Here is a 13,378-nt window from a genome sequence, read left to right on the forward strand (position 1 = left end):
GGGAGTCACCCTTCGCTGGTGAGGCGGTGGCGGGAGAAGAAGTCCCAGATCACCGTCGCGGACTCGATGGTGTGGGTGACGTGGCCGCCACCCGAGTAGATGTCGCCGCCCGGCCAGACGTGGCCGCCGCCGTCGACGGCGACGTGCTGGACCTCGGCGCCCTGGTCGCAGCCGGTCCATCGGGTGGTCTCGACATCGCGTCTGGTGCGCGTGGTGGATGTGGTGCAGCCGTTGCGGTCGGCCCAGCCCTGGACCCACTCGGGGATCGCGGGCAGGTCACGGTCGGCGTCGCCCGCGTAGGGGATGGTCGCGTCGGCGACACCGTGGATCTCCAGGATCGGCGTCGGCGGTGCCTCCGCACAGCCGGTCCGGGTGCCTGGGTAGAGGGCCGGGGCGACCGGGGCGACGGCGGCGAACGTGTCCGGCAGCTGGCAGGCGAGCAGGGCGGCCAGGCCGGCGCCGTTGGACTTCCCGGTGGCATAGACGCGAGTTGTGTCGATGCAGTGGTCGGCCTCGATGGCGGCGAGCAGATCGGTGGTGAAGGCGACGTCGTCGACGCCGGGTGCCTCGTACGGTGCGCCCTGCCAGGCCTTGCGATAGCCCGACCCGGTGCCGATCGCGCCGTCGGGATAGGCGACCACGGCCGGGAGGTCGGAGAGCTCGGAGAAGCCCTCGACCTCGACGCCGGTGCTGCCGCGGCCGTGGTAGGCGACGATCAGCGGCCAGCTGTCGCGGCGGTCGTAGCCCTCGGGCAGGCGGAGTACGTAGCTGCGCTCGAGGTCACCGCTGGTCAGCTCGTACTTCTGGCTGCTGTCGGGCTCCTGGTCCGTGGGCTTGGCGCACGGCGCTGGGGTGCTCTTGCCGGCCGCTCGGTCCTGGTCGGAGGCGCGGGTCAGGGCGGAGGTGGCGGTCGGTGCCAGGGACAGCGCGGCCACTGCCGCGACAGCGACGGCCGGGGCCAGGAGGCGGGATTGTCGTGGGGACATGGGTGCTCCTTCGGGGGCGGGTCGATGCGTTTTCGGGTGTGCTGGATCGCCCGGCGACGCGGTGTGCGTCCCGGTCGGGTCCCGAGCTGGAGGGGCGGGTGGCCTAGGTGTCGAGCCACTCCTTGATGAAGGCGACGATGCGGTCGGTGGCCTCGCCGAGAATGGCGCGGCCGTCCTCGGCGGTGGCGCGACGCGGGTCGCCGAGCACGCCGCTGGGGGTGAGGCGGTCGTAGGGGAGGGCCACGGCGGGGTGGTTCACCGAGCGGGCCAGCCGGGCGAAAGGGTCGAGCTGGTCGGGGGAGGTGGTGCCCGGGCCGAGCAGGTCGTGGCGCACGAGATGCGGGGCGATGTGCAGCATCTGGGAGGTCTCCGCCTCGCCGCTGTGACCGCTGATCGCGCTGAGCTCCATGCCGGCCACGGCGTCCTTGGCCAGGACCGTCACCGGCGTCCAGGCGAGCTCCAGGTCGGGGCGGTCGCGCAGCAGGTCCTGGGCCAGGGTGCCGAGAGTGGCGTTGTTGCCGCCGTGCCCGGTCACCACCAGGAACCGGTGCCAGCCGTGGGCGGCCAGCGACTCGACGTACTCACGGACGACGGCGGCGAAGAGTGCCGGGCGCAGGCTCACCGTGCCGGCGAAGGCCTGATGGTGGGGCGAGACGCCGACCGGTACGCCCGGGCCGATCACGACCTTGCCGGGCAGGGCCTCGGCGACCGCGTCGGTGAGCGCCTCGGCGCGGATATGGTCGGTGGCCATCGGGAGCCCGGCGCCGTGCTGCTCGAACGCGCCGACGGGGATCATCACGACCGTCCCGCTCTCGGCGGCTCTCGCGGCCTCGAGGGTGGTCATCTCGGCGAGCTTCGCGGTCATCGGGCCTGCTCCGGACCGAGGGTGGTGGCGATCGCCTCGCGGATCGCGAGCAGGTGCTCGCGAGTGAGGGTGGCCGCGGCGTCGGCGTCGCCGTCGCGTACGGCCTCGACGATCCGGACGTGGTCGGCGTGGTCACGGTCGCGGTCGGTGTAGCGGTGCCGGATCTCGATCTGGTCGCGGGCCCTCACCTGCAGCAGCGCCTCGACGGTCTCGCGCAGCAGCAGGTTGCCCGAGGCGCCGGCGAGCGCGACGTGGAAGTGCAGCTCGGGCCGCTCATCGGCGTACTGCGGCTTGAGCGAGTTGTCGGCCGAGACCGTCAGGGCGGTCAGGTCGTCGTCGGTGCGCGCCGCGGCCGCGGCCGCAGCGACCGGCGGCTCGAGCACGATCCTGGCGTCGAGGAGCTCGAGGACCGACTCGCTGCGCGACTCCGAGACATGCGGGTTGACCAGCAGCCGCCGGTTCACCCCGCCGCTCACGTAGGTGCCCGACCCGTGCCGGAAGCGGATCACGTCGGTCGCCTCGAGGCGGCGCAGCGCCTCCCGGATCGTCGGTGTGGTCACCTCGAACCGCTTGGCCAACTCGCGCGAGGAGGCCAGGGCGTCGCCCGGCTCCAGGCCCGCGGCCTCGATCATGGCGACGATCCCGTCGGCGATGCGTTCAGAGAGCGATGTTGTGTTGCTGGTCACAGGAAGTGACTAAATCACTTATTGAATTGGGCGTCAAGGAAGGCGACGCTTGCAGACAACTTGCGTAAAGCAGTTATATTCTTGCGTCCATGAGTAGACGTCTTGCCGACGCAGCCGCCCGCGCCAAGGTCTCCGAGGCGACGGTGAGCCGGGTGCTCAACGGCAAACCAGGGGTCTCGGAGGCGACCCGCGAGCGGGTGCTGACCGCGCTCGACGTGCTCGGCTACGAGCGCCCGGTGAAGCTTCGCGGCGAGCGCGCCAGGCTGGTGGGCCTGGTCCTGCCCGAGCTGCAGAACCCGATCTTCCCGGCACTCGCCGAGGTCCTCGGCGCCCATCTCGCCCAGCAGGGTCTGACTCCGGTGCTGTGCACGCAGACTGCCGGCGGGGTGACCGAGTCGGAGTATGTCGACCTCCTCCTCGAGCAGCAGGTGGCCGGCGTCGTCTTCGCCGGCGGCGCCTACGCACAGCGGGACGCGGACCATGCACACTACGACCGTCTGGCCGGCCGCAACCTTCCCGTCGTGCTCATCAACGCGGCCATCGACGACCTGCCGTTTCCCCGGGTGGTCTGCGACGACGCCGATGCGATGGAGCAGGCTGCCGAGCACCTGATCTCGCTCGGGCACGAGCGGATCGGCCTGGTCCTGGGCCCGCGCGACCACGTTCCCTCCGAACGCAAGCTGGCCTCGTTCCGCGCCGTCTGCGACCGGACCGGGGTGCCGTTCGACGAGGATCTGGTCGTACGCAGCCTCTACTCGCTCCAGAGCGGACAGGCCTCCGCGGCGCGGCTGATCGAACAGGGCGTGACCGGGATCCTGTGTGCCAGCGACCCGCTCGCGCTGGGGGCGATCAGGGCGGTCCGCCGGGCCCGGCTCTCGACACCAGCGGACGTGTCGGTGATCGGCTACGACGACTCGGCGTTCATGGCGTTCACCGACCCGCCGCTCACCACGATCCGGCAGCCGATCGAGGCGATGGGCCGGGCGGCGGTCGACTTCCTGGTGAGCCAGATCGACGGCACGCTCGGGCCGGTCGACGAGCTGCTCTTCGAGGGCGAGCTGGTGGTCCGGCGCTCGACCGGACCTGCAAACGACCGCGCAAAGTCCTGAAATTAATTACGCACTGTCAACTTCTTGCGCTCGTTCTGGCGCTGGCTCTAGCGTCTCAGCACGCCGTCACCGTGACGGCTGTCACATGACGTTGCTGAGAAGGAGTGCCCGTGACCGCCACGGAACCTCGACGGAGCGAGCCGGCACCGGCCGCGCTCCCGGTCTTCACCGAGCGCCCGGCCGACTGGTGGCGCTCCGCGGCGATCTACCAGATCTACCCGCGCAGCTTCGCCGACGCCAACGGCGACGGCACCGGTGACCTGGCCGGGGTGCGGGCGCGCCTGACCTATCTGCGCGACCTCGGGGTCGACGCGATCTGGTTCACGCCGTGGTTCCCCTCGCCGATGGCCGACGGGGGCTACGACGTCGCCGACTACCGCGCGATAGACCCGGTCTTCGGCGACCTCGCCGAGGCGGAGGCGCTGATCCAGGACGCCCTCGAGCTCGGCATCCGCACGATCATCGACATCGTCCCCAACCACGTCTCCGACCAGCACCGATGGTTCCGGGCCGCGGTCGCTGCCGGGCCCGGCGCACCCGAACGGGAGAGGTTCTGGTTCCGAGACGGCCGCGGAACCGATGGCGAGCTGCCGCCCAACGACTGGACCTCGGAGTTCGGCGGCACGCCATGGACGCGGCTGACGACGCCCGAGGGCGTCCCCGAGCAGTGGTACCTGCACCTCTTCTCCGCCGAGCAGCCCGACCTCAACTGGCAGCACGAGGACGTACGCCTCGAGCACGAGGAGATCCTCCGGTTCTGGTTCGACCGGGCGGTCGCCGGGATCCGGATCGACTCCGCCGCCCTGCTCGCCAAGGACCCGGATCTCCCCGAGGTCCCCGCCGACCCGCGACCGGGCGAGCACCCCTACGTCGACCGCGAGGAGCTGCAGGAGATCTACCGTGGCTGGCGCCGGATCGCCCAGGAGTACGGCACCGATCGGGCCCTGATCGGCGAGGTCTGGCTCCCCGACACCGCCAGGTTCATCCGCTACCTGCGCCCCGACGTCCTGCACGCGGCGTTCAACTTCGACTTCATGACGGCGCCGTGGGACGCCGAGGCGCTGCGTACCTCCATCGAGACGACGCTGCGCGTGCACGGCGAGGCCGATGCGCCTGCCACCTGGGTGCTCTCCAACCACGACGTCACCAGGCCGGTGACCCGCTACGGCCGCGCGGACACCGCGTTCTCGTTCGAGACCAAGCGCTACGGCACCCCGACCGACAGAGCCCTCGGCGAGCGGCGGGCCCGAGCGGCGGCGATGCTGGCGATGGGGCTGCCCGGGGCGTACTACCTCTACCAGGGCGAGGAGCTGGGCCTGGACGAGGCCGACATCCCGCCGGACCGGATCCAGGACCCGATGCACTTCCGCAGCGGCGGTGTCGACCCCGGCCGGGACGGCTGCCGGGTGCCGCTGCCGTGGAGCGGGGACCGGCCGCCGTACGGCTTCAGCCCAACCGGTGTGAAGACCTGGCTGCCGCAGCCCGAGGGCTGGGCGCGGCTGACGGCGCAGGCGCAGTCGGCCGACCCCCGCTCGATGCTCTCGCTGCACCGGATGGCGCTGCTGATCAGGCGTACGCACCCCGACCTCGTCACCGGCGACTTCAGCTGGATCGACACCGCGCCCGGGATCCTCGCCTTCCGCCGCGGCACGCACTTCGCCTGCGTGGTCAACCTGACCGACACCCCCGTGGAGCTGCCGAGCAGCGACCACGTCTGGCTCGCCAGCTCGCCGCTCGAGGCCGGCCGGCTCGCCCCCGATGCCGCGGTCTGGCTGCGGCCCACGACCTGAGACCCCACCACAACATCCAGGAGACAGACCATGAGAACCACTCGGTTGCGCAATGTCGCGCTCGCCGCGGTCGCGGCTGTCGTGCTCGGCTCGCTCGCCGCGTGCGGCGAGTCGTCGGACGACGGCGACGGAGTCACCATCACCGTCGAGGGCTGGCGCCCCGGCGACAAGCAGGCCACGATCGACGCCGTCAAGGAGCAGGCGGCGGCCTTCAACAAGGAGCATCCCGACATCACCGTGAAGCCGGTGGAGTGGCAGTGGAACGCGCAGACGTTCCCCGCCCAGCTCTCCGGTGGCACGCTGCCGATCTCGTTCCGGGTGCCGTTCACCGACACCAAGGGCCTCGTCGAGCGCAAGCAGGTCGCCGACGTCGACGCCGAGGTCCGCGAGCTGCCGTACTTCGACCAGCTCAACCCCACCGTTCTGGCCGCGGCACAGGGCACCGACGGGAAGGTCTACGGGCTGCCCTCCGACGTCTACGCCAACGCGCTCCACTACAACCGCGACCTGTTCACGAAGGCCGGTCTCGACCCTGACAAGCCGCCGACCACGTGGGAGGAGCTGCGTGCGGCCGCCAAGCAGATCAACGAGAGGACCGGTGCCACCGGGTATGCCGAGATGACCACGGGCAACACCGGCGGCTGGATCCTCACGACCCTGACCTACTCCCTCGGCGGCCGGATGGAGACGCAGGACGGTGACACATTCACCGCGACCGTCGACAACCCGCAGACCGAGCAGGCGCTGCAGCTGCTGCACGACATGCGCTGGACCGACAGGTCGTTCTCCGGCAGCACCGCCTACGACTGGAACAGCATCAACCAGGCGTTCGCGGCGGGGAAGGTCGGCATGTACATCAGCGGCTCGGACGTCTACAACTCCCTCGTCACCACCGCGGCGATCGACCCGGAGTCGTACGGGCTCACCGCGGTCCCGATGGGCGACTCGGCCGACGCCGGTGCGCTCGGCGGTGGCTCGGTCAACGTCGTCAGCGCCAAGGCGACCGACGCCGAGGCCGAGGCGGCCGTCGCGTGGGCGGACTTCTTCCGGGTCCGCAAGTACACCGACGAGTCGGCGGCCGTCGCCGACGCCAAGACCCAGACCGCTGCCGAGCAGCCCGTGGGGACGCCGACCTTCCCGATCTTCGACGAGGCGTCGTACACGACCTACCAGGGCTGGGTGAAGGACTACGTCAACGTGCCGCTGGAGCAGATGACGGGCTACACCTCGAGGATGTTCGACCTCACGCTGGTCGCCGAGCCGCCCGCGCAGACGCAGGCCGTGTACGGCGCGCTCGACCCGGTCGTGCAGAAGGTGCTCAGCGACGAGAACGCCGACATCCCCGCGTTGCTGAAGGACGCCGACGCCTCCGTGCAGCAGATCCTGGACAAGGGCTGAGCGTGGTCGCTGACATGTCCCGGGTGGGTGGGCCGGCCCTCGTGAGAGGGCCGGCCCACCGGCGTACGTCCTTCGTCTCCGTGGTCGCGAGGTGGTGGCGCGGCAGCGCGGCGACGTTGGTCTTCCTGCTGCCGATGCTCCTCGTCTTCGGGCTGTTCTCGTGGTGGCCGATCGCCCGGACCGTGGTGATGAGCCTGCAGGAGACCAACCTCGTCGGGCCCGCGGAGTGGGTGGGCCTGGACAACTTCCGCACGGTGCTCGCCGACCCGCTGCTGCCGGTGGCGCTGCGCAACACGGCCGTCTTCGCGGCGATCGCGTTCGTCTTCGGCTATCCGATCCCGCTGGTCATGGCGGTGGTGTTCAGCTCGCTGCGGAAGCTGCGAGGGCTGTACGCCTGCCTGGCCTACCTGCCGGTCGTGGTGCCGCCCGCGGTGGCGGTGCTGCTGTGGAAGACCTTCTACGACGCCGGGACCGGGGGCGTGTTCAACACGATCCTGGGCTGGGTCGGGCTCGGGCCGGTGCCGTGGCTGGAGTCGGCCGACTGGGTGCTGCCATCGCTGGTGATGGAGGCGACCTGGGCCGCGGCAGGCGGCACGGTGATCATCTATCTCGCGGCGCTGACCACGGTGCCGCAGGAGCTCTACGACGCCGCCTCGGCCGACGGCGCCGGCGTGCTCGGCAAGGTCTGGCACGTCACCCTCCCGCACCTGCGTCCGGTGCTGCTGATCACCTTGATCCTGCAGATCATCGGCACCGCCCAGGTCTTCCTGGAGCCCTATCTCTTCACCGGCGGCGGGCCCTCGCACGCCTCCTTGACGCTGCTGCTCCTGATCTACGAGTACGCCTTCGGCAGCACCACCGGCGGTGGCGACTACGGCCCGGCGACCGCGCTGAGCCTGATGATGGCGGTCGGGCTGGCGCTGCTGTCGTGGGCCTACTTCCGGCTGACTCGCGGATGGAGCGACTGATGAGCTTCGTCTCCTCCCTCGACCGGCGGCGTACGTCGGTGCGCTGGGGCCTTCGCGGTGTGCAGCTGGCGACGCTCCTGGCGCTGGTTGTCGTCTGCCTCGGGCCGCTGCTGTGGCTGGCGAAGTCGGCGGTCACGCCCACCCAGGACACGCTCCGCTCGCCGATCTCGCTGTGGCCGAACGGGCCGGACCTCTCGATCCTGTCGCAGGCGTGGACCGAGCTGGGCCTGTCGGCCTACCTGGTCAACACGGTGGTCATCGCCGCCGGATCCTGGGCCGTCCAGGTGGTGGTCGCCACGACCGCGGGCTATGCGCTCTCGGTGCTGCGGCCACGGTTCGGGCGGGTCATCTACGGAGCCGTGCTCGCCACCATGTTCGTGCCGATCGTGCTGCTGCTCGTCCCGCTCTACCTCACCGTGCTGAGCCTGCCGGTCGTGGGTTGGTCGCTGGTCGGGACGTACGCCGGAGCGTTCCTGCCCGCGGGCGCCTCGGCGTTCAACGTGGTGATCATGAAGCGGTTCTTCGACAGCCTGCCCCGCGAGATCCTGGACGCCGCACGGATCGACGGCGCCGGGGCGTACCGGCTCTTCTGGTCGGTGGTCCTGCCGATGTCACGGCCGGTGCTCGGTGTGGTGTCGGTCTTCGCCGTGCTCGCCGCGTGGAAGGACTTCATCTGGCCGCTGATCGTGCTGCCCGACCCGGCCAAGCAGCCCATCGCGGTCAGGCTGCCCTCCATCGCGCCGACCACCGACCTCTCGGTCCTGCTCGCCGCGATGGCGATCTCCGCCGCGCTGCCGATCCTCTTCTTCCTCCTCTTCCAGCGACTCTTCCTGCGCAGCGAGGGTCTGGAGGGGGCGGTGAAGGGCTAGCGGCGGCGATGGCCGGTCAGTTCGGCAGCGGAAGGACCTCGACCGGGCAGCCCGCCTCGCGGAGCAGTGCGCGGGTCACTCCGCCCAGGTGTGGGAACGCGTTGAGATGCGAGGCTCGTCCCACGACGACGAGGCGGGCTTCCTCGCTCGCGGTCGCCAAGGCGTCGGCCGGGGCTTCCGCGAAGACCCGGGTCGCGAGGGGTGTCAGGCGATGCTCCGGGGCCTGGTCGCGGGCCTTCTCGACGAGATCTGCCAGGTATTGCTCGCCACGCGCCGTCCAGTCCCGGGTGGTGGCGTGGTCGACCAGGTCCCCGTGGAGGGCCGGGAGGTCGAGACCGTGGAGCATCGTGACCGGTTCACCCAGCCGGGTCGCCTCACCCAGGGCGTGACCCAGCACCTGCATGTCGCTCTTGTCGTCATTGACGCCGACGACGACTCCGGTGCGGCCCTCGGCCGACCAGCCTTCGGGGACCACGGTGACGGGGCAGTGGGCGTGAGCCGAGACCCGGGAGGAGACCGACCCCGTGAAGATCCGGTGGATGCGAGAGAACCCGCGGCGCTGGATCACGACTCGGTGCGCGTCCTCGGACTCCTCGATCAGGACGTGGGCCGCGTGGCCGCGCAACAGCTCGCCGGAGACGTCGACCGCCCCGGCGACGACGTCCCGGGCGATCGCGGTGGCCTCCCCGAGCAGCTCATCGGCCAGCCGCCCGACCGCGGAGTCATCGATGATCATCGACTGCGGCTGCATCGCGCCGGGGAGACCGAGGATGGGATCTCCGAACAGGACGTTCGCCTGGAAGACGTGCACCAGGCGCAGCGGGTGGCCGCTGGTCGCGGCCAGCCGGCCGGCGTACTCCAAGAGTGCCGTCTCGACCTCGGGATCGAGGACGCCGACGACGATGGGAGCGGGTGTGGTGTCGGTGGGCATCTGATCAGCCCGCCATCAGGCACATGTGGCCGGCGGCGAAGCCTTGGAAGCCCTGGTTCATGCCCGGGTTGTGTGAGCGTGTCATGGTGCAATCACTCCTCGGTGGGTGGCGGCGAGTCGGTACGTATCCGGGTGACTCCCGGGACGGTCGCTGCGGCGGACTCGGCCAGGGCGCGCTCCTTGGGTGTCGCCGGTCCGAAGATCACGGCGCCTCCGTCGGCGACGTCGACGACCCAGTCCGGGTGACCGAGCTCGGTGACGAGCGCCGTCAGGTCCCGGACCATCGTGTCGTCGTCGCGGGCCAGGGCACTGGCCACGTCGCTGCGGCTGATGACCCCGACGAGAACGTCGTCGTCATCGAGGACCGGGAGGCTCTTCAGCAACCGGTCGGCCATGATGTCGACAGCCACGGCGACCTCTGCGCTCGCTCGCACGGCGATCGTCACCGGATTCATCACGTCCTGGACGTACGCCGCGGGCCGATCGGTCACCGGCGCCGGTGGGAGCACGTGCGCGCGAGGGTCCTGCAGGACACGGTCGCGGATCAGGTCGATCTCGGCGACGACACCGCAGACGCGGCCGGCGGAGGTCACCACCGGGAGGGCCGTGATGTGGTGGTCACGCAGCAGGGCGAGCGCCTCCTTGACGGGAGTGCCTCTCCGTGCGGTGACCGGTGACTGGGTCATGATCTCTCGAACAAGCATGGTCATCCCCGTTGCGAGTGCTGGTCTTTCATAGGACCAGCCTCGTTCGGCCGAGAAGGTCGGTCATGAGCGCAAGGTCCCGAGCCGGGGAGACCTTCGGCACTCCTGCGGAGATCGCGATCGGGGTGTGCTGGACCCGTCCACGACCATCCGAGGGGAGGGGCCCAGGTGAGGATCGTCGTCGCCATCGGCGGCAACGCCCTGCTGCGGCGTGGCGAGCGGCCGGACGCGGCACCCCAACGCCGGCACGTGGCCGCGGCGGCAGCCGCGCTGGCGGACATCGCCCGCGAGCACCAGGTCGTGGTGGTCCATGGCAACGGGCCCCAGGTCGGCCTGCTGGCACTCGAGAGCGGCTCGGACCCCAGTCTCTCGGAGCCCTATCCACTGGCCGACCTGGTCGCGGAGTCCCAAGGGCTCATCGGGCTCTGGCTCCAGCAGGCGCTCCTCGCCGAGATGGCCGGCGAGGTGGTGACGCTCGTCAGCCAGACAGTCGTGGATCCGGAGGACGGGGCGTTCCAGGTGCCGACCAAGCCCATCGGTCAGGTCTACGACGAGCTGTCGGCGCGTCGCTTCGCCGCCTGGCACGGCTGGACGATCCAGCCGGACCGCGATGGCTGGAGACGCGTCGTCGCCTCCCCGCTTCCCATTGACATCGTCGAGCTCCCCGTGGCCGCACGGCTCCTCGACGCGGGCGTGACCGTCGTGCTCGCCGGCGGCGGGGGAGTGCCGGTCGTGCACCGGGACGGACGATACGAGAGCGTCGACGCGGTGGTCGACAAGGACCGGGCGGCTGCCCTCGCCGCGGAGAGGCTCGGCGCCGACCTACTGCTCGTCATCACCGACGTGGAGGGCGTCATCCGGGACTTCGGCGGTCCCGCCGAGAAGGTGCTGCACGAAGTGAGCGTCGCCGAGCTGTCCTCGATGTGGTTCCCCGCGGGGTCGATGGGACCCAAGGTCGAGGCCGTCTGCGCCTTCACCCGACGGACCGGCCGACGCTCGGCGATCGGCTCTCTCGACCAGATCGACGGCGTGCTGGCCGGTACGTCGGGCACTCAGCTGCGGCGATGACGCCGGGTGCCGGTGAGAATCAGTGGACCTAGGTCCTCCGTGCGTGGCCCCGAAGGCCCTGACGTACTCCGGCCGTCCCGACCAGATTGGAGACTCGGGAGCCGGACGCGCGTGCCGAGCTCGCGAGGAGGGCACATGTCCGAGCACCACCGGATCCTGGTCGCCATCGATGGGGGAGAGGGTGGCCGAGCGGCGATCCGCTACGCCGCGGCCCGGCGAGATGGCTCCGACCTGTGGCTCGTCCATGTGGTCGACCTCGCGGTCGCGACCGGCGTCTTCTATCCGTACGGCTATGCAGGGCTGGCGGACGAGGTGCGTGAGGCCGGCGAGACCGTTCTGGACCGGTCGGAGAAGCTGGCCGCCGAGCTCGTCGGTGCCGACCACGTGACCACGACGCTCCGGGACGGTGGCGTGGTCGCCGAGCTCGTTCACGCGGCCGCCGACGCCCGGATGGTGGTCCTCGGCGACGAGCGTCGCCACGGTCTGTCCCGCCTCGTGACCGGCTCGGTGACCGGCCGGGTCGCCTCCCGCGCGCCGGTGCCCGTCGTGGTCGTTCCGACGGTGTGGTCTCCTGGCCAGGACGCCCACCGGGTCGTCGTCGGCATCGCGGATCTGGATGCCTCCGTCGAGCTCGTCGCCCACGCGTTGGGCGAGGCCGCCGACCGTGGTGGCGAGCTGGTTCTCGTGCATGCGTGGGAGCTGCCGGCGGTCTTCTACGACACGACCCTGGAGCACGACCAGGCGGCCTGGGAGGCGGATGCTCGTCACCGCCTGATGCAGACCCTCGACCGGGCGCGGCACCTGGCGCCGCACGCGGTCGGCACCGAGGCCTGGATCCAGATCCGCCAGGGACAGCCCGCCCAGGTCGTCGCCGACGAGTCGAAGGGGGCCGACCTGCTCGTCATCGGCCGACGTGGGCATGCGTTCCCGCTGCGGCGTCTGGGCGGCACCGGGCACGCACTGCTCCGGGAGTCCAGCTGCCCCGTCGAGGTGGTGCCGCCTGCGCCCGAGGCACCATGAACGTAGAGATCTCGCCACTGCATGCGGCCGCGCACGCACCGCCGACGACACCTGATGTGCTGCGGTGCACCGACCTGCACCGGTCGTTCGGGCCGGTCAAGGCGGTGGACGGCTTCTCGTTCCGGATCGGCAGCGGTGAGACGTACGGCCTTCTCGGCCCCAACGGGGCCGGCAAGACGACCATCATCTCGATGGTCGCGGGGGTGCTGGAGGCCGACTCCGGCTCGATGCTGGTCGATGGTGTCGCGATGCATCCGGGTGCGCTCGCGGCCAAGGCGGCCATCGGCTATGTTCCGCAGGACGTAGCGCTCTACCCCGATCTGACCGGTCGGGAGAACCTGCTCTTCTTCGCCTCGTTGTACCGGATCGGGCGTCGCGACGCCCGCAGCCGCGTCGCCGAGGTCCTCGACATCGTCGGGCTGACCGACCGCGCGGGCGACCGGGTCCAGAAGTACTCCGGTGGCATGAAGCGCCGGCTCAACATCGCGGTCGGGCTGATCCACCGGCCCCGCCTCCTGGTGCTGGACGAGCCCACCGCGGGCGTCGACCCGCAGAGCCGCAACGCGATCCTCGCCAGCGTCGAGCGGCTCAGCACCGAGGGAATGGGCGTGCTCTACACGACCCACTACATGGAGGAGGCCGAGCGACTCTGCGACCGGGTCGCGATCATGGACCTCGGCCGGCTGGTCGCCGAAGGTACGCCCAGGCAGCTGACCGCGCAGCTCGGCGACTCCGAGCACATCCGCCTCACGATCGATGGCGACCTGACCCGTGCCGTCGAGGCCCTGCGCGAACTGCCCCTCGCCAGTCGGGTGACGGGGACCGGCGACGCCCTCGACGTGCTCGTGCAGGACGCCGAGTCGGCGCTCCCGCAGGTCATCGAGGTGGCCGCCGTCCATGGCACGGTGCGCTCGGTCACCGTGGAGGAACCGGATCTGGAGACGGTCTTCCTCCGTCTCACCGGCAAGAAGCTGCGGGACTGAC

General features: G+C 70.8%; 13 protein-coding genes. 8 read left to right on the top strand and 5 right to left on the bottom strand.

What is annotated here, in order from left to right; translation table 11 throughout:
• Positions 1–5: 5 nt before the first annotated feature.
• The 3 genes from OG801_RS26995 to OG801_RS27005 all read right to left on the bottom strand — a co-directional run bounded on the left by OG801_RS26995 (position 6) and on the right by OG801_RS27005 (position 2,537).
• Entirely contained in the window at positions 6–986 is a 981-nt protein-coding gene (locus OG801_RS26995; RefSeq protein WP_406032106.1) for an alpha/beta hydrolase family esterase, read from the bottom strand.
• A 103-nt stretch (positions 987–1,089) separates the two neighbouring features.
• Positions 1,090–1,851, bottom strand: a complete 762-nt coding sequence (locus OG801_RS27000; protein ID WP_406032107.1) for a creatininase family protein — start codon at positions 1,849–1,851, stop codon at positions 1,090–1,092.
• Entirely contained in the window at positions 1,848–2,537 is a 690-nt protein-coding gene (locus OG801_RS27005) for a FadR/GntR family transcriptional regulator (RefSeq protein ID WP_406032108.1), read from the bottom strand. The genes OG801_RS27000 and OG801_RS27005 overlap by 4 nt, the downstream gene beginning before the upstream one ends.
• Positions 2,538–2,626: 89 nt before the next feature.
• Between OG801_RS27005 and OG801_RS27010 the strand changes: the two genes are divergently transcribed.
• From OG801_RS27010 to OG801_RS27030, 5 genes are all read left to right on the top strand, one after another.
• Complete coding sequence (locus OG801_RS27010; RefSeq protein WP_355017018.1) at positions 2,627–3,646, top strand: LacI family DNA-binding transcriptional regulator; 1,020 nt, start codon at positions 2,627–2,629, stop codon at positions 3,644–3,646.
• Positions 3,647–3,756: 110 nt separating this feature from the next.
• The gene (locus OG801_RS27015) at positions 3,757–5,436 is read left to right on the top strand and encodes a glycoside hydrolase family 13 protein (RefSeq protein ID WP_406032109.1); all 1,680 of its coding nucleotides are present in this window, start codon (positions 3,757–3,759) and stop codon (positions 5,434–5,436) included.
• Between the two features lie 30 nt (positions 5,437–5,466).
• Complete coding sequence (locus OG801_RS27020; protein WP_406032110.1) at positions 5,467–6,834, top strand: ABC transporter substrate-binding protein; 1,368 nt, start codon at positions 5,467–5,469, stop codon at positions 6,832–6,834.
• A 2-nt stretch (positions 6,835–6,836) separates the two neighbouring features.
• Positions 6,837–7,802: a carbohydrate ABC transporter permease gene (locus tag OG801_RS27025; protein WP_406032111.1), complete on the top strand. Its 966-nt coding sequence runs from the start codon at positions 6,837–6,839 to the stop codon at positions 7,800–7,802.
• Positions 7,802–8,671 carry a carbohydrate ABC transporter permease gene (locus OG801_RS27030; protein WP_406032112.1) on the top strand — a complete coding sequence of 290 codons (870 nt, stop codon included), beginning with the start codon at positions 7,802–7,804 and terminating at the stop codon, positions 8,669–8,671. Before OG801_RS27025 ends, OG801_RS27030 begins: the two co-directional genes overlap by 1 nt.
• 16 nt (positions 8,672–8,687) lie before the next feature.
• On the opposite strand, the gene OG801_RS27035 is transcribed toward OG801_RS27030, so the two are convergent.
• The gene (locus tag OG801_RS27035) at positions 8,688–9,602 is read right to left on the bottom strand and encodes a universal stress protein (protein ID WP_406032113.1); all 915 of its coding nucleotides are present in this window, start codon (positions 9,600–9,602) and stop codon (positions 8,688–8,690) included.
• Positions 9,603–9,694: 92 nt separating this feature from the next.
• Positions 9,695–10,288, bottom strand: coding sequence for an HPP family protein (locus OG801_RS27040; protein WP_406032114.1), 594 nt, complete (start codon positions 10,286–10,288; stop codon positions 9,695–9,697).
• Positions 10,289–10,474: 186 nt separating this feature from the next.
• On the opposite strand from OG801_RS27040, the gene OG801_RS27045 reads away from it, so the two are divergent.
• The 3 genes from OG801_RS27045 (at position 10,475) to OG801_RS27055 (ending at position 13,377) form a co-directional block, all read left to right on the top strand.
• Entirely contained in the window at positions 10,475–11,374 is a 900-nt protein-coding gene (locus OG801_RS27045) for a carbamate kinase (RefSeq protein ID WP_406032115.1), read from the top strand.
• A 135-nt stretch (positions 11,375–11,509) separates the two neighbouring features.
• On the top strand, positions 11,510–12,394 hold the full coding sequence (locus OG801_RS27050) for a universal stress protein (protein WP_406032116.1): 885 nt from the start codon (positions 11,510–11,512) through the stop codon (positions 12,392–12,394).
• Positions 12,391–13,377 carry an ABC transporter ATP-binding protein gene (locus OG801_RS27055; RefSeq protein ID WP_355017028.1) on the top strand — a complete coding sequence of 329 codons (987 nt, stop codon included), beginning with the start codon at positions 12,391–12,393 and terminating at the stop codon, positions 13,375–13,377. The genes OG801_RS27050 and OG801_RS27055 overlap by 4 nt, the downstream gene beginning before the upstream one ends.
• The last annotated feature ends 1 nt before the right edge of the window (position 13,378 follow it).

This window comes from Nocardioides sp. NBC_00163 (assembly GCF_045206295.1).
Lineage (GTDB): Bacteria > Actinomycetota > Actinomycetes > Propionibacteriales > Nocardioidaceae > Nocardioides.